Source organism: Aeromonas sp. MR16 (genome assembly GCF_022549315.1).
In the GTDB taxonomy this organism is placed as follows: domain Bacteria; phylum Pseudomonadota; class Gammaproteobacteria; order Enterobacterales; family Aeromonadaceae; genus Aeromonas; species Aeromonas aquatica.
In genome coordinates this window covers 98,341-123,201 of record NZ_JAKZFK010000011.1, presented here as the reverse complement: position 1 = coordinate 123,201, position 24,861 = coordinate 98,341, and the positions used below count along the sequence as shown (strand labels likewise).

At 64.1% G+C, this 24,861-nt stretch carries 23 protein-coding genes; 19 read left to right on the top strand and 4 right to left on the bottom strand.

Annotated features, from left to right (window positions below):
- Window positions 1-8: 8 nt before the first annotated feature.
- A complete protein-coding gene (locus tag MM194_RS10715) occupies window positions 9-1,064 on the bottom strand; it encodes an HlyD family secretion protein (RefSeq protein WP_241343562.1) in 1,056 nt (351 codons plus the stop codon).
- A gap of 1 nt (window position 1,065) precedes the next feature.
- Entirely contained in the window at window positions 1,066-1,539 is a 474-nt protein-coding gene (gene slyA / locus MM194_RS10710; protein ID WP_033128699.1) for a transcriptional regulator SlyA, read from the bottom strand.
- Between the two features lie 271 nt (window positions 1,540-1,810).
- Here slyA and MM194_RS10705 point away from each other — a divergent pair, with 271 nt between their 5' ends.
- From MM194_RS10705 to MM194_RS10690, 4 genes are read left to right on the top strand one after another with little or no spacing between them, the layout of a single operon-like run.
- Window positions 1,811-3,121 carry a 2-hydroxycarboxylate transporter family protein gene (locus MM194_RS10705; protein ID WP_033128698.1) on the top strand — a complete coding sequence of 437 codons (1,311 nt, stop codon included), beginning with the start codon at window positions 1,811-1,813 and terminating at the stop codon, window positions 3,119-3,121.
- A gap of 12 nt (window positions 3,122-3,133) precedes the next feature.
- Entirely contained in the window at window positions 3,134-4,684 is a 1,551-nt protein-coding gene (gene maeA / locus MM194_RS10700) for an oxaloacetate-decarboxylating malate dehydrogenase (protein WP_033128697.1), read from the top strand.
- Window positions 4,685-4,701: 17 nt separating this feature from the next.
- Window positions 4,702-6,267, top strand: a complete 1,566-nt coding sequence (locus MM194_RS10695) for a sensor histidine kinase (RefSeq protein WP_033128696.1) — start codon at window positions 4,702-4,704, stop codon at window positions 6,265-6,267.
- A gap of 3 nt (window positions 6,268-6,270) precedes the next feature.
- Window positions 6,271-6,963, top strand: a complete 693-nt coding sequence (locus MM194_RS10690) for a response regulator (RefSeq protein WP_241343561.1) — start codon at window positions 6,271-6,273, stop codon at window positions 6,961-6,963.
- 347 nt (window positions 6,964-7,310) lie between these two features.
- On the opposite strand, the gene MM194_RS10685 is transcribed toward MM194_RS10690, so the two are convergent.
- Window positions 7,311-8,210, bottom strand: coding sequence for a DMT family transporter (locus tag MM194_RS10685; RefSeq protein WP_033128694.1), 900 nt, complete (start codon window positions 8,208-8,210; stop codon window positions 7,311-7,313).
- Window positions 8,211-8,305: 95 nt separating this feature from the next.
- Here MM194_RS10685 and MM194_RS10680 point away from each other — a divergent pair, with 95 nt between their 5' ends.
- Complete coding sequence (locus MM194_RS10680; RefSeq protein ID WP_042654006.1) at window positions 8,306-9,100, top strand: helix-turn-helix transcriptional regulator; 795 nt, start codon at window positions 8,306-8,308, stop codon at window positions 9,098-9,100.
- An 82-nt stretch (window positions 9,101-9,182) separates the two neighbouring features.
- Here MM194_RS10680 and MM194_RS10675 read toward each other — a convergent pair whose 3' ends face one another.
- Window positions 9,183-10,700, bottom strand: coding sequence for an aldehyde dehydrogenase family protein (locus MM194_RS10675; RefSeq protein WP_241343560.1), 1,518 nt, complete (start codon window positions 10,698-10,700; stop codon window positions 9,183-9,185).
- A gap of 234 nt (window positions 10,701-10,934) precedes the next feature.
- Between MM194_RS10675 and MM194_RS10670 the strand changes: the two genes are divergently transcribed.
- The 14 genes from MM194_RS10670 to MM194_RS10605 all read left to right on the top strand — a co-directional run bounded on the left by MM194_RS10670 (window position 10,935) and on the right by MM194_RS10605 (window position 24,593).
- A complete protein-coding gene (locus tag MM194_RS10670) occupies window positions 10,935-12,596 on the top strand; it encodes a sigma-54-dependent Fis family transcriptional regulator (RefSeq protein WP_241343559.1) in 1,662 nt (553 codons plus the stop codon).
- Between the two features lie 327 nt (window positions 12,597-12,923).
- Window positions 12,924-14,204: a GGDEF domain-containing protein gene (locus MM194_RS10665; RefSeq protein WP_241343558.1), complete on the top strand. Its 1,281-nt coding sequence runs from the start codon at window positions 12,924-12,926 to the stop codon at window positions 14,202-14,204.
- Between the two features lie 86 nt (window positions 14,205-14,290).
- Window positions 14,291-14,701, top strand: a complete 411-nt coding sequence (locus MM194_RS10660) for a VOC family protein (RefSeq protein WP_241343557.1) — start codon at window positions 14,291-14,293, stop codon at window positions 14,699-14,701.
- 102 nt (window positions 14,702-14,803) lie between these two features.
- Complete coding sequence (phoB, locus tag MM194_RS10655) at window positions 14,804-15,493, top strand: phosphate regulon transcriptional regulator PhoB (RefSeq protein WP_033128688.1); 690 nt, start codon at window positions 14,804-14,806, stop codon at window positions 15,491-15,493.
- A gap of 8 nt (window positions 15,494-15,501) precedes the next feature.
- The gene (gene phoR / locus MM194_RS10650) at window positions 15,502-16,797 is read left to right on the top strand and encodes a phosphate regulon sensor histidine kinase PhoR (protein ID WP_241343556.1); all 1,296 of its coding nucleotides are present in this window, start codon (window positions 15,502-15,504) and stop codon (window positions 16,795-16,797) included.
- Window positions 16,798-17,137: 340 nt separating this feature from the next.
- The gene (locus tag MM194_RS10645; protein ID WP_033128686.1) at window positions 17,138-18,112 is read left to right on the top strand and encodes a phosphate ABC transporter substrate-binding protein PstS family protein; all 975 of its coding nucleotides are present in this window, start codon (window positions 17,138-17,140) and stop codon (window positions 18,110-18,112) included.
- 157 nt (window positions 18,113-18,269) lie between these two features.
- Window positions 18,270-19,079 (top strand): M48 family metallopeptidase, encoded by an 810-nt coding sequence (locus MM194_RS10640; RefSeq protein ID WP_152598955.1) that lies wholly within the window; start codon window positions 18,270-18,272, stop codon window positions 19,077-19,079.
- Window positions 19,067-19,573 (top strand): GNAT family N-acetyltransferase, encoded by a 507-nt coding sequence (locus MM194_RS10635; protein ID WP_033128684.1) that lies wholly within the window; start codon window positions 19,067-19,069, stop codon window positions 19,571-19,573. The genes MM194_RS10640 and MM194_RS10635 overlap by 13 nt, the downstream gene beginning before the upstream one ends.
- A 110-nt stretch (window positions 19,574-19,683) precedes the next feature.
- Window positions 19,684-20,586: an ROK family protein gene (locus tag MM194_RS10630; RefSeq protein ID WP_241343555.1), complete on the top strand. Its 903-nt coding sequence runs from the start codon at window positions 19,684-19,686 to the stop codon at window positions 20,584-20,586.
- Window positions 20,587-20,627: 41 nt separating this feature from the next.
- Entirely contained in the window at window positions 20,628-21,353 is a 726-nt protein-coding gene (locus MM194_RS10625; protein WP_033128682.1) for a copper homeostasis protein CutC, read from the top strand.
- 297 nt (window positions 21,354-21,650) lie between these two features.
- Window positions 21,651-22,262, top strand: a complete 612-nt coding sequence (locus tag MM194_RS10620) for an FKBP-type peptidyl-prolyl cis-trans isomerase (RefSeq protein WP_033128681.1) — start codon at window positions 21,651-21,653, stop codon at window positions 22,260-22,262.
- Window positions 22,263-22,384: 122 nt separating this feature from the next.
- Window positions 22,385-23,266: an ABC transporter ATP-binding protein gene (locus MM194_RS10615; protein ID WP_033128680.1), complete on the top strand. Its 882-nt coding sequence runs from the start codon at window positions 22,385-22,387 to the stop codon at window positions 23,264-23,266.
- Window positions 23,263-24,297: an ABC transporter permease gene (locus MM194_RS10610; RefSeq protein ID WP_241343554.1), complete on the top strand. Its 1,035-nt coding sequence runs from the start codon at window positions 23,263-23,265 to the stop codon at window positions 24,295-24,297. Before MM194_RS10615 ends, MM194_RS10610 begins: the two co-directional genes overlap by 4 nt.
- On the top strand, window positions 24,282-24,593 hold the full coding sequence (locus tag MM194_RS10605; RefSeq protein ID WP_241343553.1) for a DUF2845 domain-containing protein: 312 nt from the start codon (window positions 24,282-24,284) through the stop codon (window positions 24,591-24,593). Before MM194_RS10610 ends, MM194_RS10605 begins: the two co-directional genes overlap by 16 nt.
- Window positions 24,594-24,861 lie beyond the last annotated feature (268 nt).

Here is a 24,861-nt window from a genome sequence, read left to right as displayed (position 1 = left end):
TCGTCATCTCAGTAGATGTAGTGCAGCAGGCTGAGCAGGCGGATTTGGCCGCGTGCCAGCAAGGCGGTGAGGGCGTTGTCCGGCAGCAGCTGGACGGTGGCGCGAGCCCCGGCCGGCAGATGCTCGGGCAGCTGCTCGAGGGCCAGATGCAGGCGCAGGCGCTGGGCATCCCGCACCCAGCGATCCGATTCGATGGGGTTGGCCAAGAGGCCGTTGGCATCGAACTGGCCGGCGCTGACCCCGGCATCCAGGCTGGCGACCCGGGCGGCATAGAGGCGGCCGGGCTCGCCGTCGAAGGCGATCAGGGCCTGGCTGCCGGGGCTGACATGGCGCAGGCTCTTCTCGCGAAAATCGGCGATCACGTCTACCTGCTCCGACACCAGGGCCAGCAGGGGCGCCCCCGCGGTGGCGACGCTGCCCGGCTTGAGCTGCAGGTTGGTGATGATGCCATCCTGGCTCGCGTGTACCTGGCTGTAGGTGAGATTGAGCTCGGCCTGGGCGAGGCGGTTGCGGGCCTGGCGCAGCAGCAGGTTGTCGTCACCGGGCAACCCCCGGTTGACCCTGGTCTGCTCCATGCGGGCCTGGCTTGCCAGCAGGTTGGCGTGGGCGGTGCGGGCGGCGCTGTCCGCATCGTCTTTCTGCTGCTCGGAGACCATGTGGCGGCGATAGAGCGCATCAATGCGCGCCGCCTCCCGCTGTTTCTGGGCACCCAAGGTTTGCAGCGCGCTATATTCGGCGAGGGAGGCGCTCAGGGTCGCGTCCAGCTGGCGATTCTGTTGCCCGGCCTGAGCCAGGGCGAGGCGAGCCTGTTCGACTGCGAGCTCAAAGGGGACGGGATCCAGCGTGAACAGCAGATCCCCCTGCTTGACGTGCTGGTTGTTCGCCACCGCGACCTCGACCACCTTGCCGCTGACCTGGGGGGCCATCTTGGTGACGACCCGGGTCGCCATGGCTTGCGGGGTGAGCGGCATCTTGAGATCGGCCAGCAGGAAGTAGCCGAACACCAGGATGAAGCATGCCATGGCCCACTTGATCCAGCGCTTGAATTGTTGATCCGGGGTCATCTTATTCTCTCTCTTTATGCTGGGCGCCGATCTTGCCAAGGGCGTTGGCGCTGATGCGGTGCACGATTTCTTCAAATTGCGTCAGCTCCTGCTGACTGATGCCGGCGAGCAGCTCCCGACGCACCCCTATGATGCGATCCTCGATCTGATCGAGCAGCGCCTTGCCGGCCTCGGTCAGGGTGACGATGCGGGCGCGCTTGTCCTGGCTGCAGCAGTGGCGCTCGATCAGGGCCTGCTCTTCCAGCTGGCCCAGGGTGCGCATCAGGGAGGGCAGCTCTATCTCCAGCGCCTCGGCCAGGGTCTTCTGGCTGAGGTGACCGCCGAGCTGGCTGAGTTTCCACAGCGCCGTCCAGCGCGGATGGGTGAGCCCAAGTGGGGCCAGCTCGATATCGGCCACGGTACGCCACAGCCGGTGCAGTCGCCCCAGTTGTTCGGCGAGGGAGAGCTCGCGCAACATCTCCAGATCCTTTTTCATGGCAGACACCTCATATACTTAGCCTGCTAAGCATTATATTTATTTCGCAGGCTAAGTAAAGCGTGATTCAGCTCACATTAAGGTTGCGGCGACGAGAGGCGCAAGAAAGAGGCGGTGACGGGGGCAGGGGCATTCGGCGGGGCCGGGCCGGTGTCCGGTGCTGAATGGTGCTTAAGGTTTCAATGTTTTTATATGGCTTTGCAAGCCTGCTAACCGACAGCGCCGGGGGGGATCACTAGAGTAGCGCCACACCACACGCTGGAGCATAACAATGAAAAACCTCTCTACCCCCCAAGCACAAGCCAAGGTCGCCTGGAGCGACCAACAGATCGCCGGCATGCCCATGATGATCTTCCTCGGGCTGGCCACCTGCGTCCTCTTCTCCGGCTGGAACGGCTCCCTGCCGCTCGGCATGGTCGGCGCCCTGGCGCTGATGTTCGTGCTCGGCACCCTGCTGACCGAGCTCGGCGAGCGCATCACTCCCATCCGCGAATACCTGGGGGGCGGCACCATACTCGCCATCTTCGGTGGCGCCGCGCTGTTTGAGTACCGGGTCCTGCCGGTCGAGGCGGGCCAGGTGATCATCGGCTTCATGAAGGAGGGGGGCTTCCTCAACTTCTTCATCGCCAGCCTGGTGACCGGATCTGTATTTGGCATGAGCGGCGCCCTGCTGAAAAACGCCGCCATGCGTTACCTGCCGGTGATCCTGGGGGGCGTGGCCCTGGCGCTGCTCAGCGTCGGCCTGGTCGGCTCATTGCTGGGTTACGGCTTCAAGAATGCGGTGCTGCTCATCGGCCTGCCCATCATGGGTGGCGGCATGGGGGCCGGCGCCGTGCCGCTGGTGGAGATCCTCTCGGGCCCCTTGCAGATGTCCAGCGCCGATCTGCTGTCACGCATGGTGCCGGCGGTGGTGATCGCCAACACCCTGGCCATCCTGGTGGGCACCCTGCTGGCCCGCCTCGGCCGTCGTTATCCCTCACTGACCGGCAACGGCAAGCTGATGATCAAGGAGAGCGGCGAGAGCGTGGCCGACGAGAAGGTCCAGGCCCCGACCCTGGAGAGCCTGGGGCTCGGGCTCTTCATCAGTTCCAGCATGTTTGTGCTGGGCTCCCTGCTCGGCAACTTCATCCCCATGCACCCCTTCGCCCTGATGATCCTGGCGGTGGCCATCATCAAGGTGAGCGGCGTGCTGCCCCGTCGCTACGAGCAGGCGGCCGCCGACTGGTACCAGTTCGTGGTGAGCAACCTCACCCCTTCCCTGCTGGTGGGCATAGGCGTCGCCTACACCAGCATCCCCGAGCTTATCGGTGCCTTCTCGGTCAACTACTTCATCATGGTGCTGGTCACCGTCGTCGGTGGGGCCTTGGGGGCGGCCATCGTGGGGCGGATGATCGGCTTCTATCCCATAGAGGCGGCCATCACCGGCGGCCTGTGCATGGCCAACATGGGAGGCACCGGCGACGTGGCCGTGCTGTCGGCGGCCCAGCGCATGAAGCTGATGCCGTTCGCCCAGATCTCTTCCCGTCTCGGGGGGGCCGTGATGTTGATCCTGGCCACCCTGCTCATCTCGCTGCTGGCATAAAAGGAATCGACAATGAACGACATCATGATGGGCACCAGCCTGCCCTATGCCGAACGCAAGCGACAGGGCCTGATGGGGCGCATGCCCCACAAGGAGGAGTCACTCTCCCAGCAGCGCCGCCGCATCTACCGCCTGGTCTCGGCCATGCAGAGCCCCTTCGATCAGCACCTGCTGCTGCGCCAGCTGCAGGAGGACAACCCGGTGCTGTTCTACGATCTGGTGCGCCACCACCTGCCCGAGCTGCTGCCCATCATCTACACCCCTGTGGTGGGTGAGGCCTGCCAGCGGCACAGCGATCTCTACCTGCGCAGCCACGGTCTCTACCTCTCCTGGCACGACAGGGACGATCTCGACGACATCTTCGCCGCGGTGGAGCAGGAGGTGGACGTCATCGTCATCTCCGACGGTGAACGGGTGCTGGGGCTCGGCGATCTCGGCATCGGCGGCATGGGGATCTGCATCGGCAAGCTGGCGCTCTACTCCGCCGCCGGTGGCATCAACCCGGCGCGCACCCTGCCCCTGTGCGTGGACGTGGGCACCAACAACCCGGAACTCTTGGAGGATGATTCCTACCTCGGCTGGCAGGCGCCTCGAGTGGACGGTGAGCCCTACTACCGCTTCATGGACAAGGTGGTGGCCGCCATTCACAAACGCTGGCCCCAGGTGGTGCTGCAGTTCGAAGACTTCGCCGGCAAGCACGCCGCGAACCTCTTGGCCCGCTACCGGGACCAGCTCTGTATGTTCAACGACGACATCCAGGGTACGGCGGCCGTCGCCTCGGCCTGCGTGCTGGCAGGTTTGCAGCAGGCGGGCAGCACGCTTGCCGAGACACCGGTGCTGATCGTCGGCGCGGGTTCGGCGGGCTGCGGCATCGCCGCCATGTTGGCTCAGCTGGCGGGTAGCCCTGAGGGGGTTCAGCTGTTTGATCAGGACGGGCTGGTCTGCCGGGATCGCCTCAATCTGACCCCCTCCCAGCAGCCCTTCGCCAGGGCGCCGGAGGAGGCGTGCCTATCCCTGCCAGAGCTTATTCAGCGACTGCGGCCAGGGGTGCTGGTCGGGGTAAGCGGCCAGGGTGGCCTCTTCACCGACACGGTACTCAACGCTATGGGGGAGGTGTGCGAGCGACCGGTGATCCTGCCGCTCTCCAACCCGACCCGCAGCGCCGAGGCGACCCCGGCCGAAGTGTGGCAGGCCACCGGCGGGCGTGCCCTGCTCGCCACCGGCAGCCCTTTTGCCCCGGTGGTTGTCGCGGGGGAGGCGCGGGTGGTCTCCCAGTGCAACAACGTCTACGTCTTCCCCGGTATCGGCCTCGGCGCCTGCGCGGTCAAGGCGCGCCGCATCAGCGATGGCATGTTGCAGGCGGCGGTGCGGGCGGTGGGAGCCTATCCGCTGGCAACCGGTCGGTTACTGCCTCCCATCGAGCAGGTGGGGGAGGTGGCCCGCGCCGTGGCGAGGGCGGTGGCGCTCTGCGCTCGCGAGGAAGGCTTGGCCGAATTTATGGGGGATCCCGCCCCGCTGATTGACCAGACCTGGTGGCGCCCTCACTATTGGTCCGTCCCCTGAGTCTGCAAGGTTAATCGATGAAACTGCGCCATCAACTGGTCACCCTCTCTCTTGGCATGTCGCTGCTGTTGGTCCTGATCCTGGGCGGGCTGCTCGCCCTCTTCATTCGTCACCTGCTGGAGAACAGCCTGGAGGAGAAGGGCAGCGATCTGGCGCGGGTGCTGGCGGCAGATACCCGGGTGGTGCAGGCTCTGCAGCTGGGCAAGGATCCAGGCTTGCGGGACTATGTGCAGGGGATCTGCAAGCGCACCGACGCCGCCTACATGGTGGTGACCGACGAGCATGCCAGGCGCCTCAGTCACCCCTCACCGGAGCTGGTGGGCCAGACCTTCCGCGGGGAGGATATCTGGCCGGCCATTCAGGAGCGGCGTAGCTACTGCTCCAAGGATGTGGGCACCCTCGGGCCGTCCATTCGCTGCTTCTCCCCGGTGGTCGGGGCGGATGGGCGCACCATCGGCGCCGTGGTGGTCGGTTACCTGATGCAGACGGTGGAGGGCATCTATCTGGAGCGCATCGCCCTGCTCATCAGCGCCATCGGCGCCGTGCTGGGCTGCGGCCTGCTGCTGGCGTTCTGGCTGCAACACCGGCTGAAGCGCACCCTGCTGGATCTGGAGCCGGAGACCATAGTCAACCGCTTCGCCCAGCAGGATCTGGTGCTGGAGGGCATCTCGGAGGGGATAGTGGCCCTCGATGGCCAACACAGGATCAAGATGCTCAACAGCGCGGCCTTCTATCAGCTGCGCCTTCCGGGCACCGGCCGCCATGCCCTGCTGGGGCAATCCCTGGCCGAGCTGGCCCCCAGCCTGCTGCCGGCCCTGAGTCAGGAGGGCGGGGTGCACTTCACCGTACAGGGGGAGGACTTCGTCGGCCACTGGCAGGAGCTCAGCGGCCGCGAACCCGGACGCATGCTGATCTTCAGCCGACCGGATGGCACCGGCAGCCTCGGCATGCAGGTGACTCACCTGCGCCAGTACGCCGAGATGCTGCGCATCCAGACCCACGAGTTTGCCAACAAGCTGGGCAGTCTCTCCGGCCTGTTGCAGCTCGGTCACGTGGACGAGGCGGTTGAGCTTATCCAGCAGGAGAACGAGGCCTGCCAGAACATGCTGCAAGACCTGCTGCGAGCCATCGAGAACAAGCCGGTGGCCGGGCTCATCCTCGGCAAGTTCAGTCGGGCGCGGGAGCTCGGGGTCGAGCTGGTGCTGGATCCGGGCTCGACACTCGGGGAGTACCCGGCCGAGGTGTCGGCGGATCTCATCACCTGTATCGGCAACTTGCTGGACAACGGCCTGCGCGCCGCCTGGGCGAACCGCGAGCACTGCCCTCCCAGGGTGCTGCTCTCCCTCGACGACTTCGGCCGGCGGCTGGTGATCGAGGTGGAGGACAGCGGGGTGGGGGTGGACGAGGCGCTGGCGGATCATCTGTTCGACTACGGTATCAGTCGCCAGACCGGCGATCATGGCGTAGGTCTCTTTCTGGTCAAGAAGACCGTGGCCCGTCGTGGCGGTGTGATAGAATGGCGACGCACCGCCGAACAGACAACATTGTTCGGTATCTATTTGAATAAAAACCAATTGGTGTGAGCCATGAAGCCAATCTTCACGCTTATTATCGAGGACGACGATCGGATCGGTGCCATCCTGGCCGAGCTGGTCTCCTCGAACGCGGGTTACTCCCTGTTGGGACGGGCCGAGAGCCTGGCCCAGGCCGATCTCATGATGCGCGCCACCGAACCCCAACTGCTGGTGGTGGATATCTCTCTGCCCGACGGCTCCGGGCTGGAGTGGGTGAACCGGCTGCGCAACCACAATCGGGAGGTGTTCGTGGTCATGGTCACCGCCTCCTGTGACGTGGAGACCATACAGCAGGCCCTGAACCTGGGGGTGCAGGACTACATCATCAAGCCGCTGCGGTTGTTTCGCATCCAGCAGAGCCTGGACGAGATACTGACCCTGCATCGCCGCCTGTGCGAGCGCGGCCTGCTGGAGCAGAACGATCTCGATCGGCTGATGGGCAAGGGGCGGATCCAGCCGAGGGAGGTGCGCGACACCCCCAAGGGCATCGACGCCATCACCTTGCGCCAGGTGCTGGAGCTGCTGGCGGGGGAGCCGGATACCGCGTTTTCCACCGATACGGTGGCGCTGCGCCTCTCCCTGAGCCGCACCACGGCGCGCCGCTATCTGGAGTTTCTGGAGTCCGAAGACAAGCTGGACGTGGATCTCAACTACGGTCAGCGCGGTCGCCCAGAGCGCCGTTATCACTGGCGCCGTGTGGGTTAGGATCGCAGAGAAAACGCTGGCGCCAGGGGACAAACTGGCCGTGGATCTCAGCTATTTACAGCCAGCGCGGTCGGCCGGAGCGGCGCTATCACTGGCGTCGTGTGGGTTAGGATCGCAGAGAAAACGCTGGCGCCAGGGGACACGCTGGCCGTGGATCTCAGCTATTTACAGCCAGCGCGGCCGGCCGGAGCGGCGCTATGACTGGCGTCGTACCGGCTGAGACGCGCAAGCGAGTCGCGGCAACATAAGTAAAAACAACGAGGGAGCCTGGGCTCCCTCGTTGTTTTAGCGTGTTTTTTGCAGCATAGCCTGTCGATATTTACAGGAATTCCTGCCTTTCTCGCTGCCTAGGCCTCTTCCAGCAGTGGAGTACGTCGCCGTGCCTTGAGCTGGGAGCACATGACACCTCCCAGGATCAGGCCGCCGCCGAGCAGGTGATAGCCGTGGATGGGCTCCCCCAGGCTGCTGACCGCGATCATGGCGGTGAACAGCGGGATCAGGTTCATGAACACCGAGGTGCGCTCAGGGCCGAGGCTCGCCAGGCCGCGCATCCAGCAGTAGGCCGCCAGCAGTGAGGAGGCCAGCCCGGCGAACAGCACCATGCTCCAGCCTTCCCGCGGCACCGCCAGCGAGTCGGCGCTGAGGGCGACCGGGATGAGCAGCAGCACCGCCAGCAGGATCTGCACATAGAGGTTGAGCCAGGGGCCGAACGGCAGCTGCCAGCGGCGGATCAGCAGGCCATAGAGCGCATAGCTGGCCGCTCCCAGCAGCATCATGCCATCCCCCGGGTTGATGCCGTTGTGCAGCAGCGCCAGGGGCTGACCCTGACTCAGCAGCCAGAACACCCCGAACAGGGAGACGCTCATGCCCCCCAGCGCCTGCTTGCCGGGCCGCTGGCCGAAGAAGCAGGCGCCGATCAGCAGGGTGAGCAGCGGCAGCAATGAGCCGATCACCCCCATGTTGGTGGCCGAGGTGCTGTGGGCGGCGTAGTAGGCCAGACACTGGTAGAGCACCATGCCGAGCAGGGAGAGCACCAGCAGCTTGCCGAGCCAGAGGCGGACCTCGGCGCGGCGGCGCCACAGCTGCGGCAGGCAGAAGGGGGAGAGCGCCAGGGCGGCGAGCACCCAGCGGTAGAACGAGATGGCGGCGGGATCGACGACACCGGCCGCGGCCTTGGAGACCACGGTGTTGGTGGCCCAGATCAGCACCGCCATCAGGGGGAACAGGAGGGGGGAGAAGATACGCATTAAAGACTCCTTAGCATCAGGCCATCAGTCTACTCTTGTCTTTTTGTTGTCAAGTAACGTAAAACTGACAATCTATCCCGCAGAAAGGACAACCCATGCAGCCGCGTCCCCATCAGCGCCAGGATGCCGAACTGGCCGAGCCCAATCCGCTCTACCTGCGCTATCAGCAGATCCAGGCCGACAGCGCCTGCGCCTCCCACAGCCACCCCTGGGGTCAGCTCAGCATGATAAGCCTGGGGGTGATGGAGATAGTGCTGGACGAGCAGCGGCTGCTGGCCCCGGCGGATTACCTCATCTGGGTGCCGGCCGGGCTGGAGCACGCCTCCTACAACCAGCAGGCCCTCGACTACACCTCCATCTACGTCAACGACAGCCTGGCCGCCCGGCTGCCCACCGAGCCCAGGCTGCTGGAGATGACGCCGCTGATCCGGGCCATGCTGGCGGACTTCTGCGATCGGCGGCTGGGGCACATGGAGGACGAGTGGGACAGGCGCCAGGCCGAGCTGCTGGTGGAGAAACTGAGCCGGACTCGCTGCCAGGAGAGCTACCTGCCGATGAGCCAGGACAAGCTGCTGGCCCCCATGCTGGCGGCCCTGCGCAGCGATCCCGCCGATCCCCGCACCCTGGCCCAGTGGGCCGAGCAGTTGCACAGCACCGAGCGCACCCTGGCCCGGCGCTGCGTGCGCGAGCTCGGCATGAACTTCGGTCAGTGGCGGGCCCGGCTGCGGCTGCTCAAGGCGCTGGCCTGGCTCAAGGGGGAGCTGCCCATTCAGGAGATAGGCTGGCGGCTCGGCTACGGCTCCACCTCGGCCTTCATCGCCATGTTCAACCGGGAGCTGGGCTGCTCCCCCCAGCGCTATCGCCAGCAGCTGGCCCAGCCAGGAGGCTGAGCCAGCTGCCGCAAATGATATCGGAGGGTAAAGAGAGGGCGCCCTAAGGCACCCTTGTCGGTTGGGATGAGCGACTGCCTGGCTAGAAGAAGCCGAGCGGGTTGATGTCGTGGCTCACCAGCAGGTTCTTGGTGTTCTGGTAGTGATCCAGCATCATCTTGTGGGTCTCGCGGCCTATCCCCGACTTCTTGTAACCGCCGAAGGCGGCGTGGGCCGGATAGGCGTGGTAGCAGTTGACCCAGACCCGACCGGCCTGGATGCCGCGGCCCATGCGCCAGGCCAGGTTGCTGTCCCGGGTCCACAGACCCGCCCCCAGCCCGTACTGGGTGTCGTTGGCGATGGCCAGGGCGTCTGCCTCGTTCTTGAAGGTGGTGACCCCGAGCGCCGGGCCGAAGATCTCCTCCTGGAACACCCGCATCTTGTTCTGACCGTGGAAGATGGTGGGCTGGATGTAGAAGCCCCCCTCCAGCCCGCTCACCCTGGCGGCGTTGCCGCCGATCAGCATCCTGGCCCCCTCGCCACGGCCTATCGCCATGTAGCTCAGGATCTTGTCGTACTGCTCGCGGGAGACCTGGGCCCCCACCTGGGTCGCGGTGTCGAGCGGGTTGCCCTGCACTATGGCACGGGTGCGGGCCAGCACCCGCTCCATGAAATCGTCGTAGATCTTCTCGTGCACCAGGGCGCGGGAGGGGCAGGTGCACACCTCGCCCTGGTTGAAGAAGGTCATCAGCATGCCCTCCACCGCCTTGTCGATGTACTGGCTCTCGTGCTGCATCACATCGGCAAAATAGATGTTGGGGGACTTGCCGCCGAGCTCGACGGTGGAGGGGATCATCTTGTCGGCGGCGCAGCGCAGTATATGGGCCCCTATCTCGGTGGAGCCGGTGAAGGCGAGCTTCTGGATACGGTCGCTGGTGGCCAGCGCCTGGCCCGCCTCGGCACCGAAGCCGTTGACCACGTTGACCACGCCGGGGGGCAGTATGTCCTTGATGAGATCCATCAGCAGCATGATGGTGACCGGGGTCTGCTCGGCGGGCTTGAGTACGCTGCAGCAACCGGCCGCCAGCACAGGTGCCAGCTTCCAGGTCGCCATCAGCAGCGGGAAGTTCCAGGGGATGATCTGGCCGACCACCCCGATGGGCTCCTTGAAGTGGTAGCTGACGGTGTTCTGATCCAGCTCGGCGGCCGAGCCCTCCTGGGCGCGGATGCAACCGGCGAAGTAGCGGAAGTGATCCACCACCAGCGGCAAGTCGGCGGCCAGGGTCTCGCGCACCGCCTTGCCGTTCTCCCAGGTCTCGGCGACCGCGAGCCGCTCTATGTTCTGCTCGATGCGATCGGCGATGCGCAGCAGCAGGTTGCTGCGTTCGGTGACGCTGGTCTTGCTCCAGCTGGCAAAGGCCTTGTGGGCGGCATCCAGCGCCAGCTCGATGTCGGCGGCGTCGGAGCGGGCCACCTCGCAGAACACCTTGCCATCCACCGGCGAGATGTTCTCAAAGTAGCGGCCGGCGCGGGGGGCGACCCAGTCGCCACCGATGAAGTTGTCGTAACGGGATTTGAAGCTGACCAGGGCGCCTGCCTGGCCGGGAGCGGTGTAGATCATCTCATTATCCTTATGTGTGTGGTCCTGGCCGGCCCCATCGAGAGGGTCGGTTGCGATCCGTTATCGCAAGGGGCGTGCCAGAGGGTCTGATCAGCGTGCAAAGGTTACAAAAACGTTATCAAAAAGGGCGTGGCGGCGTATCTTGATTAACCAATGACCCCGGTCGTGGCGATGAGACTGTGCCGTTTCTGGACAGTGGCCGCGACACTGTGCCCTTTATGAACAGGAGGCCCGATGAGCGAACTTCCCCAATCCAGCCCCATCCAGCGCTCATGGCAGCGCTGCCTGCATCAGGGGCTCAGCCGCCAGCAGAGCGCCGAGCTGGATTTGCTGCCCCAGGGGGAGCTCAGGGCGAGGCAAGAGGAGCACAGGGATCTCCTCGCCTGTTTCCAGCGCTTCGTGCTGCCGCTGTTCGCCCAGTTGCTGGCCGGGCGGCCCTGCCGGCTGCTGCTGTGCGACGCCGAGGGGGCCATCCTGGCGGCCAGTGGCGACGACGGCTTCGCCCGTCACGCCGAGCGCATCTTCCTGCGCAGTGGCGCCCGCTGGGGGGAGGGGAGCAAGGGCACCAACGCCATCGGCACCGCGCTCGCCGAACAGAGCGAGGTGCAGGTGCTCGGGGCCCAACACTTCTTCGCCCAGCACAGCTTCCTCAGTTGCAGCGCCTGCCCGCTGCTCGGCCCCGATGGCCGTCTGCTCGGGGTGCTCGACATCTCCACCGATGCGGCCCATCACGGCGGTGACATGCTGGGCACGGTGCGGCTGCTGGCCATGACCCTCGAGAACGCGCTGCTGGCGCGCCAGCCGGGCTGGCTGGTGGATCTGGAGCCCCAAAGCCTCTGGTCTGCCCGGCTTCTGCTGGGGGAGTCGGGGGAACTGCTCGGCGCCAACCGGGCCGGACGACTCTGGCTCGACCAATACCCCTTCGATGGTCGGCAATTGCTGCGCGAGCGCCGTGGTCTGAAACTGGAGGCCAGTACGACGCCAACACCCGTCTCAGTGCCGCAAGATCAGGGGGCTGTGCCCCTCAAGATGCTGGAGCGGGGTATCTCATTGCTCATCGAGGGGGAGACCGGCAGCGGCAAGGAGCACCTGGTGCGGGCGCTGCATCGCCAGTCGAGTCGACAAGGGCAACCCCTGATGTGCGTCAACTGCGGCGCCCTGCCGGCGGATCTGGTGGAGGCCGAGCTGTTTGGCTACGTGGGCGGCGCCTTCAGCGGTGCCCGTAGCCAAGGCAGTCAGGGCTATCTGCGCGCCGCCCACGGCGGCATCCTGATGCTGGACGAGATCGGCGAGCTGCCGCTGTCGGCCCAGACCCGCTTGCTGCGGGTGTTGCAGGAGCGCGCCGTCACCCCGGTCGGCAGCCACAGACCCGAGTCGGTGGACTTCTGGCTGGTCAGCGCCAGCCACCGGGATCTGGCCGCCATGGTGCAGGCCGGCACCTTCCGCGAGGATCTCTACTACCGCATCTGCGGCTGGCGTCAGTCGCTTGCGCCGCTGCGGGCGCGACCGCTGGCCGAGCGCAGGGCCCTGATCCTGCACCTGCTGCGCGAGATGGATCCCGCGTTGCGGCTCGATGAGGCCGCCGAGCGCCAGCTGCTGGCCCACCCCCTGCCCGGCAACGTACGCCAGCTCAAGCAGGTGCTGGAGGTGGCCTGCGTGCTGGCGGAAGGGCTGGGCAACATCCTGCCCTCGCACCTGCATCTGCACTCAGCACCGCAGTTGCCCGGGGCCGCACCTGTCTCCATGGCGCCGGAGGAGGAGGCGACGCTGCGCGAGCAGAGCAGGCTGCGGGTGCAGCAGACCCTGGCGGCCTGCGATGGCAACGTGAGCGAGGCGGCGCGTCGGCTCGGCATCAGCCGCACTACCCTCTACCGGACGTTGCGAACGGGCGGCTGAGGGCGCTATCGCTTCCTGCCCGCCTTGTGTACTATGTGGCGCAAGACGATTTCTCTTTATTTTTCCGTAGCATGGAGTGCTCTGTGGTAAAGATATCAAGACGTTGGCCCGCGCCCTCCCACCCCGAGCATGGGCCTGATTCCGAACGGAACTCAAGCAGGGTTATCCCTGCATCTGGGAGCGGCGGCCCCGCATGCCCCTAGGCATGTCACCGGCCCGTTAGCCCCATGGCGCCCGCGGTGGCGCGTGTAATAACCTTCGGATCCGGATCAGGTTAGAGCCGGATCGGAAGGTGTAGAGTAAGAGTCCTGTTTAGGCGTGATACATATGCTTCCTTCCTATTCTCGCGTGACCAACCTGCTGTTCTGGGTGTTGCTGGTATTGAGCCTGCTGGCGATCCTGCTGTTTGAATTCGGGCCGGATCGACGGCTGGAGATGGTGGCGAATGCCGAACTGTCCGTCACCGTGCATGATGATCGCCCGCTGGGGGGGCATTCGGTCACCTCCCTGCTCCCATCACGGGAGCAACCCGCCATCGACTGCCAGTTGCGCGCCGGCTACGAATTTCCCTTCTGTGAGCTGGCATTGACCCTGGCCAAGCCCGAGCAGGGAATCGATCTCTCCCACTTCGACGGGGTGCGCATCAAGTTGCGGGTCGAGGGAGAGGGGGAGCAAGTATGGCGACTCTATCTGCGCAACTATCACCCCGCCTACTCCAAGCCCGGGGATGAGACCTCCCACAAGTTCAACGAGGTGATCTTCCGCCCCGACGATTACGGCCGTGTCCAGGACGTGCCGCTCAAGGTGTTTACCCCGGCCACCTGGTGGGTGCAGCAGTACAAGATCCCGCTCTCCCAGCAGGGGCCGGATTTGCACCATGTCTATGCCATCGAGATCGCCTCCGGTGTCGGCATGAAGCCCGGCCACTACCGGCTGGCGCTGGAGCAGATGGAGTTTTATGGCCGCTGGGGACGGGCTGGCTCCTTCTACCGTCCCCTGCTGCTGAGCTGGCTGGCCTACGGGCTCACGCTGTTTCTGGTGCAGCACTTGCTGATGCGGGACCGGCTGCGCAAGGCCAAGGCGGCCAAGCTGGCGGCCGAGGAGCTCAGTCAGAGCCTGAGCGAGCAGAACAGGCGCACCGAGGAGGAGGCCCGCTACGATCCTCTGACCGGGGCCCTCAACCGGTTCGGCGGCGAGAAGCTGCTCAGCGAGCTCGGCGAGATACCGCTCTCCTTCATCTATATCGACATCGATCACTTCAAGCAGGTCAACGACAACCACGGCCACCCCATGGGGGACGAGGTGCTCAAGCACATGGTGAGTGAGGTGTTGCGTCACTGTGACAGCCTGTGCCGGCTGGTGCGCTGGGGGGGAGAGGAGTTTGTGCTGGTCTGCCTGCACTATGAGCAGGCCAAGGCCCTGGCGCTGGCCGAACGGCTGCGGGCCGCGCTGGTCGCCTATCCGCACTGGCCAAGGGGCCTGAAGATCACCGCCTCCTTCGGGGTGGCGGAGCGACATGGCGATCCGCTGGAAAGAGCGCTCAAGCGGGCCGACGAGGCGCTCTATCAGGCCAAGAAACGGGGCCGCAACCGGGTCGAGGTGGAATAACTCCTGCTGCCGCGCGGGTCGGGCTGGTGACAGGGCCGGGTTGCCGTTATGCTGCGCCCGTGACTCATCTGACTAGGAACCTCTGCATGCCACAACACCTTGGCGCTCTGACTCTGCTGGTGGCCGACTACGACGCGGCCATTCGCTTTTTTACCGAGGGTCTCGGATTTGAGCTGCTGGAAGACATGCCCCTCGACGAGCCGGGCAAACCGGGCAAGCGCTGGGTGCGGGTCGCCCCCCGTGGCGCACCAGGTTCGGCCCTGCTGCTGGCCCGCGCCGCCAATCCCGAGCAAGCAGCCGCCATCGGCCAGCAGGGGGGCGGTCGGGTCTTCCTGTTTCTCGAGACCGACGACTTCTGGGGGGATTACCAGCGGATGCAGGCCTATGGCGTGCATTTTTGTGAACAGCCCCGCCTCGAGTCTTACGGCACCGTGGTGGTGTTCGAGGACCTCAGCGGCAATCGCTGGGACCTGCTGCAACGCACCGCTGCCAACTGAAACTGAAAACGTTTATCATCTCGCCTGTCATAAAGTCATAAAAGTGTCACAGAAAGTTCTAATAATTGGCGCACCCATCTTCACAGAGGAGAGAGAAGGGATATGGCTAAGCGAATTCTGGTGGTCGAGGACGAGGCACCCATCCGCGAAATGCTCTGCTTCGTGCTGGAGCAAAAAGGATATGAAACGGTTGAAGCGGAAGACTATGCCGATGGACTGGCGAAGGTGCGCGAGCCCTACCCCGAGCTCATCGTGCTGGACTGGATGATGCCAGGTGGCAGTGGCATCCAGTTCATCAAGCAGCTCAAGCAGGATGAGCTGACCCGCCAGATCCCGGTGGTGATGCTGACCGCCCGTGGTGAAGAGGAGGACAAGGTCCGTGGTCTGGAGGCGGGTGCCGATGACTACATCACCAAGCCGTTCTCTCCCAAGGAACTGACCGCCCGCCTGCACGCCGTGATGCGCCGGGTTTCCCCCACCTCGGTGGACGAGGTGATCGAGGTGCAGGGGCTCAAGCTGGATCCGGTGTCCCACCGCGTCAGCGCCGAGGACAAGGCGCTGGACATGGGGCCGACCGAGTTCAAGCTGCTGCACTTCTTCATGACTCACCCGGAGCGTGTCTACAGTCGTGAGCAACTGCTCAACAACGTCTGGGGCACCAACGTGTATGTGGAAGACAGAACCGTGGATGTGCACATCCGTCGCCTGCGCAAGGCCATCGAAGAGACGGGGCACGACAAGTTGATCCAGACGGTGCGTGGAGCCGGATACCGCTTCTCAATCCGCCTCTAGGGGACGATATGTTGCAACCTTACGCCTGGCGGCGACAGTTGTGGCGAATGGCGTTCTTCTACGCCCCCTTCGTCCTGGTCGGCTGGCTGGTCGATCACCTCGCCCTCTGCCTGCTGGTGGCGACGCTGCTGCACCTGGGCTGGCACTACCGCTTCCAGAAGCGGCTGTCAGACTGGCTGTGGCACGATCGCAGCCTGGTGCCCCCCAATGGCAGCGGCAGCTGGGAATACATCTTCAACGGTATCTACAAGCTGCAGCAGCGTCACCGGGCCCGTCGCCGTGAGCTGGCGGGCCTCATCCGCCGCTTTCGGGAGGGGGCCGAGGCGCTACCCGATGCGGCCGTGGTGTTTCGCACCGATGGCAGCATCCTCTGGTGCAACCGGCTGGCGGAGCAACTGCTCGGCTTTCGCTGGCCGGAGGATGCCGGTCAGCACATCGGCAACCTCATTCGGCATCCCGCCTTCGTTGCCTACCTGAACAAGGGGCTCTATGACGAGCCCTTCGAGATGAGCTCCCCCATCAACGAGGAGAAGTTTCTCGAGTTTCGGATCATGCCTTACGCCGAGGATCAGGCGATGCTGGTGGTGCGGGACGTGACCCGGCTGCGCAGTCTGGAGAAGACCCGCAAGCACTTCGTCTCCAACGTCTCCCACGAGTTGCGCACCCCGCTCACCGTGCTCAAGGGGTATCTGGAGATGACCGAGGAGCCGCCGCCGCCCGCCATGTGGGCCAAGGCGCACAGGGTGATGATGGAGCAGACCATCCGCATGGATAATCTGGTCAATCAGCTGCTCACCCTGTCGCGCATCGAGGCGGCGCCCTCGGTGGATCTCTCCCATCTGGTGGACATGCCCGCCATGCTGGGACTGCTTGAGCAGGAGGCGCGGGCACTGTCGGGAGAGAGCGCGCATCAGTTTGAGTTCAAGGTGCAGTCCAACCTGTTCGTGCGCGGCGATCGGGATCAGCTGCGCAGCGCCGTCTCCAACCTGGTCTACAACGCCATTCATTACACTCCGGCGGGTCGCAAGATCAGCGTGGAGTGGCGCAAGCAGGGGGCCATGGCGCTGTTCCTGGTGCAGGACGAGGGGGAGGGGATCGCCCCCGAACATCTGACGCGGCTCACCGAGCGCTTCTACCGGGTCGACAAGGCGCGCTCTCGCCACACCGGCGGCTCGGGGCTCGGCCTTGCCATCGTCAAGCACGCCCTGAGCCATCACGACGCCCAGCTCGAGATTGAGAGCCGGGTCGGTGTCGGCAGCCGTTTCAGCTTCCTCATCCCCGGCAGCATGGTGGTGGTTAAATAACCATTTGAGTCAATTGGTTAGTCTCAATATCAGGGCCGCTCACGCGGCCCTTTTTGCATTTGTCATAATCCTGCGCCATGTCATTAAAGTGTCACATTAAATCCATAAATTTGTCACTGCCAGGTCAGATACTGGCGCCGTCTTAAGAACGGACCTTCTGGCACTCTGGAGACGAGAGGGTACGGAATGAAACTTAACAATCTGACTGATGCAGTCGGGTTGACCACAGCAAGATAGTGTTAATCGGCGCCATGTATTGGCAATAGCCTTCTGTCACCTTGGAGAGAGGAGACAGAATGAAACTCAAGGTAATCGCCTTTTGTAACTTTGGAGAGATTGGATGAAACTCAACAAACTGGCTGGTGTAATCGGATTTACCGCAGCAACCCTGTTTTCCGTCAGCGCGCTGGCAGCCGGTGTGGATAAAGATCTGCCGGATTACACCCCGACCAGCGGCATCTCGGGCAACCTGTCCTCTGTCGGCTCGGACACCCTGGCCAACATGATGACCCTGTGGGCCGAAGAATTTAAGCGCATGTACCCCAACGTCAACGTGCAGATCCAGGCCGCCGGTTCTTCAACCGCCCCGACCGCGCTGACCGAAGGTGTCGCCCAGTTTGGCCCCATGAGCCGCGCCATGAAGGCCGGTGAAGAAGAGGCATTTGAGAAGCGCTATGGCTACAAGCCGACCGCCATCCGCGTCGCGGTCGATGCTCTGGCGGTGTTCGTCAACAAGGACAACCCCATCAAGGGGCTGACCATGCCGCAGATTGATGCCATCTTCTCCAGCACCCTCAAGTGCGGCGAAGCCAAGGCGGCCACCAAGTGGTCTGATCTGGGTCTGGATGGCAGCTGGTCCGCCAAGGATCTGCAATTGTTCGGGCGCAACTCGGTATCCGGTACCTATGGCTACTTCAAGGAGCACGCCCTGTGTAACGGCGACTTCAAGAGCGGCGTGAACGAGCAGCCGGGTTCGGCTTCCGTGGTGCAGTCCGTCTCCTCCTCCCTGAACGGCATCGGTTATTCCGGTATCGGTTATGTCACCTCCGGGGTGCGTGCCGTACCGCTCTCCAAGGATGGCAAGACCTTCATCGAGGCCACCTCGGACAACGCCATCACCGGCAAGTACCCGCTGTCGCGCTTCCTGTACGTTTACGTGAACAAGCACCCGAACAAGCCGCTCTCCCCGATGGAGCAAGAGTTTGTGAAGATGATCCTGTCCAAGGCCGGTCAGAACATCGTGGCCAAGGACGGTTATGTACCTGTCCCGGCCAAGGTGGTCCAGGCCGACCTGAAGAAGCTGGGCGTGATGTAATACTCCCGTCTTCTCATGACAGACAAACGAGCCCCATGTGGGCTCGTTTTTATTGGTGTTTCGGGACCTTTTTGGTCGCAGGACATGGCAGCCTGCTTGCACCGGACGGCTGCATTTCCGAGAATAGGGCAATCACCTCATGGTAAAGGATCCCTTCATGCGTGCCTCTTCTCTGTCCAAATTCGGCCTGGCTGCCCTGTGCAGCGCCCTGCTGGCCGGTTGTGCCCAGTCTCCGACCGGCCGCAGCCAGATGCTGCTCTTCTCCCCCCAGCAGATGAACCAGCTGGGGGCCGACTCGTTCGAACAGATGAAGAAGCAGGAGAAGGTAAGCACCGATGCCAAGATAAATGCCTATGTCTCTTGCGTGGCCAAGGCGGTCACCGCCCAGGTGCCGGCGAGCTACGGCATCACCAGCTGGGAGGTGGTGGTGTTCGACTCCAAGGAGGTGAACGCCTTCGCCCTGCCCGGCGGCAAGATCGGGGTCTACAGTGGCCTGCTCAAGGTCGCCAAGAATCAGGATCAGCTCGCCACCGTCATCGGCCACGAGCTGACCCACGTGCTGGCCCAGCACTCCAACGAGCGGCTCTCTCGCGAGCAGCTGACCGGCATCGGGCTGGCGGTGGCCGATGCCGCCATCGGCAGCAGCCAGGGGGGCGGTGCCACCATGGCCGCGCTCGGCCTCGGGGTTCAGGTCGGCATTACCCTGCCCTATGGCCGTGAGCAGGAGAGCGAGGCCGATCGGCTTGGGCTGGATCTGATGGCCCGTGCGGGCTTCGACCCGGCCCAGGCCATTCCTCTGTGGCAGAACATGAGTGCCGCCTCCGGTGGCAAGGCGCCGCCGCAGCTGCTCTCCACCCACCCGAGTGATCAGAACCGCATCGCCGAGCTGCAAGCCCAGCAGGCCGAGGCGCAGCCCCTGTATCAGCAGGCCCGTGCAGCCGGTTTGACTCCTCAGTGCAAGGCATAAGCCTGCGGCTGGCCCGTCCCGCCGATGCCGCTGCCATGACGGTGATGCAGCGGGCCAGCTGGCTGGCGGCCTATGGCGAGATGCTGGGGGAAGATTTGCTGGCCCAGCTGGCCGTCACCGATCATCTGCAGATCTGGCATCGCCGGCTGGCAGAATCTGGCCCCACTCCCATGCTGCTCTGCCTGGATGAGGTCATCATCGGCCTGCTCTACTGGCAGCCGGCGCTGGAGGGCACACTGATGACGGCGCGCATCCGTGCCCTCTATCTGCATCCCGGTCATTGGCGCCAGGGCCATGGCAAGCGGTTGTGGCAGGCGGTGGCGATGCAGATGCGTCGGGCCGGCTGTGAATGTGTCAGGTTGTGGCTGCTCGATGGCAACGAGATCGGCGAGGGGTTCTACCTGCGCCGTGGCTTCGTGTTCGATGGGGAGGAGCGTACCTTGCAGAGCCTGGGGCAACCTTGCCTGCAGCGGCAAATGTTCCGTTTGCTTTGAGCTGGCTCCCATTTTTTCCCCATGGTGACTTTATTTTTTTTGCGAATTAATACAATGTGCCCCTTCTGGACAGACTGAGGTGGACAGGTTCACCGGCAAGGGAGTGTGGCATGTATTACGGCTTTGATATTGGTGGTACCAAGATTGCGTTTGCGGTCTATGACGGCTCCCTGAACCTCTGTCACGAGGAGCGGATGAGCACCCCGGGTGATGATTACTCGGGGTTGCAGCAACTCATTCACAGCCGGGTTGTGGAGGCTGACGCCCGTTTTGGCACCCGGGGAGCTGTCGGTATCGGCTTTCCCGGCATTCTCAATCGCCAGGATCGCAGCATAGTGGCGGCGAACCTGCCCGCCATCCACGGCCGTCATCTTGGGGCCGATCTGGCCACATTGCTCGGTCGCCCCGTCAGCGTCGACAACGATGCGAACTGCTTCCTCTGGTCTGAAGTGCATCAGGGGGCGGCGGCCGGCGCCGAGAGCGCGCTGGGGATGACCATAGGCACCGGCATCGGCGGCGCCGTCTATCTGGCGGGCAAGCTCATTCAGGGGCGCAACTGGCTGGCGGGAGAGATAGGCCATTACCCGCTGCCGGCCACCATCCTGATGATGTATCCCGAGCTGCCTCGTCCCCGTTGCGGTTGTGGCCGCTTAGTCTGTTTTGAAACTTATGCTTCCGGCACCGGCCTGGAGCGGCTCTATCTGCATTTCCACGGCGAGCGTGCCAGCGGCCACCAGATCGTCGCCCGCGTTGAGGCCGGTGAGGCGAGTGCCCTGGTCACCCTCGATTGCTGGCTGGAGATCCTGGCCGCCGGGCTTGCCACCGCCATCTCGATGATCGATCCCGAGGTGGTGGTGCTGGGAGGGGGGCTAAGCGGCCTGCCCGTGTTATACGAAGAGCTGCCCCGGCGTCTGCCCGGCCACCTGCTGCCAGGGGTCGCCCTGCCTGCCGTTCGTCAGGCCCGTTTCGGCGGTGCCGGCGGCGTGCGCGGCGCGGCTCTGCTCAATTTATGAGATCAGACACAGGGTCTGATCTCCCCGGATAAGGAGTCATCATGACCCGTCTTGAAATCTGTATCGACAACCTGGAATCCCTGTTTACCGCCCAACAAGCCGGCGCGGATCGCATCGAGCTCTGCTCTGCGCTGGGACTCGGCGGCCTCACCCCTTCCTATGGCTTCATGCAGCAGGTGGCGCGCCATGCGACCATCCCCGTATACGCCATGATCCGCCCCCGTGCCGGGGATTTCTGTTTCAGTGCCGCCGAATTTGAACTCATGCTGCTGGATATCGCCGCCGCCCGCGCCGCCGGCCTGCAAGGGGTGGTGATAGGCCTGCTGGACGAGACCGGCCGGGTGCCCGCCGGGCAGCTCCGGCAGTTGGTGGAGGCGGCCGGCCCCCTCGGCGTCACCTTCCATCGCGCCATCGATCTCAGCTCCAACTGGCGCGCGGATCTGGAGACCATAGTGGCGGCAGGTTGTGAGCGGATCCTGAGCTCCGGTCATGCCCCGACCGCCCTGGCGGGGCTGGAGACCTTGCAAGCCATGCAGCAGACCCTGGCGGGCCGGGCCAGCCTGATGCCGGGGGCCGGCGTCAATGCCGACAACGTGCGCACCATCCTCGAGTTCACCGGCGTGGACGAGGTGCACATGTCCGGCATGGGCTGGCGTGGTGGCATGGTGCCCCACGGAGTGAACATGGGCACCTCGGACGACGGCCGGGTCAATATCACCGACGGCACCAAGGTGGCCGCGGTTAGGGCTTTGCTGGATCGCGCCTGATAAGACATTGGTGCGGTGGCCGGGTGTCTCTCCTTGTCACGGTGTCAACATGGGGACCATAGGACGATGGCCGGGTCAATATCACCGACGGCACCAAGGTGGCCACGGTGCGAGCCTCGCTGAACAGCACGGTAAACAGATCGCCGTCGATGGGCGGCGTTTATCCCTGACTTGTGTGAACTCTCTCCCACGAGCGGGGAAATCAGGGCGGCCACCCGCAGCACCTCGGGAAAAAGTCTGATATCATCCCGTCTCTTTTTTTAATGCCTCATTACTTGGATCTGGAGCTAACTCTCAATGTCCCAATACGACTCTATCGAACAGAAGGCCAGCTATGGCATCGGCCGCAACATGGGTGATCAGCTGGCGCAGCAAGCCTTCGCCGGTCTGGATATCCCGGCCCTGCAACAAGGCCTGGCAGATGCCCTGAATGGTCTGGAGTTCGCGGTTAGCCGTGATGATATCAACGATGCCTTCCAGGTCATCACCGCCCGCATGCAGGAAGAGCAGGAAACGGTTGCCAAGGCCGCTGCCGCCGATGGCGAAGCCTTCCTGGCCGACAACGCCAAGCGTGCCGACGTGAAAGTGACCGACACCGGTCTGCAATACGAAGTCATGGTCGAAGGCGATGGCGCCGTGCCGGTGGCCGGTCAGTCCGTGCGCGTGCACTACCACGGTACCTTCACCCACGGTGGCGTGTTCGACAGCTCGGTTGCCCGTGGCGAGCCGGCCGAATTCCCGGTGACCGGCGTCATCGCCGGTTGGGTGGAAGCGCTGCAGATGATGCCGGTTGGCTCCAAGTGGAAGCTCTACATCCCCCACGATCTGGCCTACGGTGCCCGTGGTGCCGGCTCCATCCCGCCGTACTCCGCGCTGGTCTTCGAAGTGGAGCTGCTGGACATCCTGTGATCCGGCTGGCTTGATGCAAACGGCGGCCCCAGGGTCGCCGTTTGTTTTTGGGCTCTCGGGCCGAGCAATGGGCAGATGTGGGGCTTTTGGATATAGTCAGGTCAGCTCCCGGGAGAGAGATCATGACGCCCATCCTCGAAGTCGTTGACCTTATCAAGCATTTCCCCGATGTGAAGGCGGTGGACGGGCTCAGCTTTGCCATCCCCGCCGGCAGCTGTTTTGGCCTGCTCGGCCCGAACGGGGCGGGCAAGACCACCACCATTGAGCTGCTGGAGGGGATCCACACCCCGGACGGCGGCCAGATCCTGTTTCATGGCGCCCCCCGTGGCCCCGATTACCGCTCGCGCATCGGCATCCAGTTTCAGCACACGGCGCTGCAGGATTTTCTGACGGTACGCGACACCCTGCGCCTGTTCGCCAGCCTCTACCCCAACCCCTTGCCACGGGAGCTGCTGATCGAGCTGTGCGCCCTCGGCGAGTTTATCGACCGGGACAGCCGCAAGCTCTCCGGCGGCCAGCGTCAACGGCTGCTGCTGGCGCTGGCCCTGCTCGGCGATCCCGAGCTGCTGTTTCTGGACGAACCCACCACAGGGCTGGATCCCCAGGCGCGCCACCACTTCTGGCAGCGCATCGAGGCCGTCAAGGCCCAGGGCAAGACGGTGGTGCTCACCACCCACTACATGGACGAGGCGCAGCAACTGTGCGATCGCATCGCCATCGTCGATCACGGCCACCTGCTCAGCCTGGATACGCCGGCGGCTCTGCTGGCCCAGCATTTTGACGGTGTGCTGGTGCGGCTGATGGATCACCCGGCCCTCGCGAGTCTGGGGCATCCGCTGCAGCGCCACGGGGAGCTGGTGGAGTTGAGCTGCCCCGATGTGGCCGCCCTGCTGCCACAGCTGCTCGCTCTGGGGGTGCCGCTCACCGGCATGCAGGTGCGATCTCCCAATCTGGAGGATCTCTTCTTGCATCTGACCGGCCATAGCCTGAGGAGTGGCGCATGAGCGATACCATCCAGCGTGCCAGTGGATCCATCAAGCGCATCGGTGCGCTCTTCTATGCCCGCAACCTCGAATTCGTGCGGGACAGGGCGGCGCTGGTCTGGAACCTGGTGTTTCCGCTGTTGCTGGTAATAGGCTTCTCCCTCATCTTCTCCGGCCCCCCCAAACCCCTGGTGCAGATCGGGGTGTTGGGAGTGCTGCCCGCGGCCTATCAACCCCTGCAGCGCATTCCGCTGCTCAAGCTGATCCCCTATGACGACGAAGGGAGGGGCCAGCTCAAGGTGCGCCTTCATCAGCTGGATCTGCTGCTCGCGCCGGCACTGAGCCGTTACTGGGTCAATCCGGATGCCCCTCAGGGCGCTATGGCGGAATACCTGCTGCGCCAGGCTGTCCCAGTGTCACTGCACAAGGAGACCCTGAGCGGTCAGGCCATCCGCTACGGCGACTGGCTGCTGCCAGGCGTCATCGGCATGAACCTGATGTTCTCCGGTCTGTTCGGGGTGGGCTTCGTCATAGTCCGTTATCGCAAGAACGGGGTGCTCAAGCGGCTGCGGGCCACGCCGCTTTCTGCCGCCGAGTTTCTCTGTGCCCAGTTGCTGTCACGGGTGCTGATCACTCTGGTGGTGAGCCTGCTGGTGTTTCTGGTGGCTTACTGGCTGCTGGGGGTGCCGCAGCTCGGCTCGGGCTGGCTGCTGCTGCTGATCGCCCTGGTCGGTGGCACCGCCATGGCGTCCCTCGGCCTGCTCATCGCCGCCCGCATCCAGAATGAAGAGCTGGCGAGCGGTTTGCTCAATCTCATCAGCCTGCCCATGATGTTATTATCCGGCGTCTGGTTTTCGCTGGAAGGCGCTCCCTCCTGGTTGCAGGGCATCGGGGCCCGCTTGCCGCTGAGCCAGATCATCGAGGCGGCTCGGGCCGTGATGCTGGAGGGGGCGGGTTGGCAGCAGGTGGCGGGGCCCTTGGCCCAGGTGATGCTGTTCGCGCTGGTGTGTGTCACCCTGGGGGCCGCGCTGTTCAAATGGAGTGCAAAATGAAGTCAATGTGGTGGTTGTTGCTGATTGCCGCGCTGCCGGTGAGCGCCGGCACCCTGCGTTGCAAGAGCGCCCTGTTGAGCGAGGGGGATACCACGGCCGAGCTGCTGATCCGCTGCGGTCAGCCGATGCTCAGGGAGGACCTGACCCGCTACGAGGAGAACGGCTTTGGCGCCAGGATGACGGTCAAGTACGCCGAGCGCTGGACCTACAACTTCGGCAAGAGCCAGTTCATGCAGTTCGTCACCGTCGAGAACGGCGTCATCACCGAGATCGAAGACGGCCCGCGCGGCGGTTGAATCCCCTTTCCACCCCACCTCTTTCCCGCCGGTCAGGCGCCTATCGAGCAAGGGCTCATGGCCATGACGCCAGCTCCCGGGGCATCTTGCCCAGGGGCGGGCCATAGAATTAAAACTCAATATTAATGAGTCAGTTAACAATTCATGCCGTGCACCACTGTTGTGCAGATCCATTTTGCCGAAAAAATAATCTCCCTGGTCCGAGGGGGATATTTCAGTATGCTATTTTGTCGATAAGGGTCTATTTTTTATTCATAAGGCGTATATC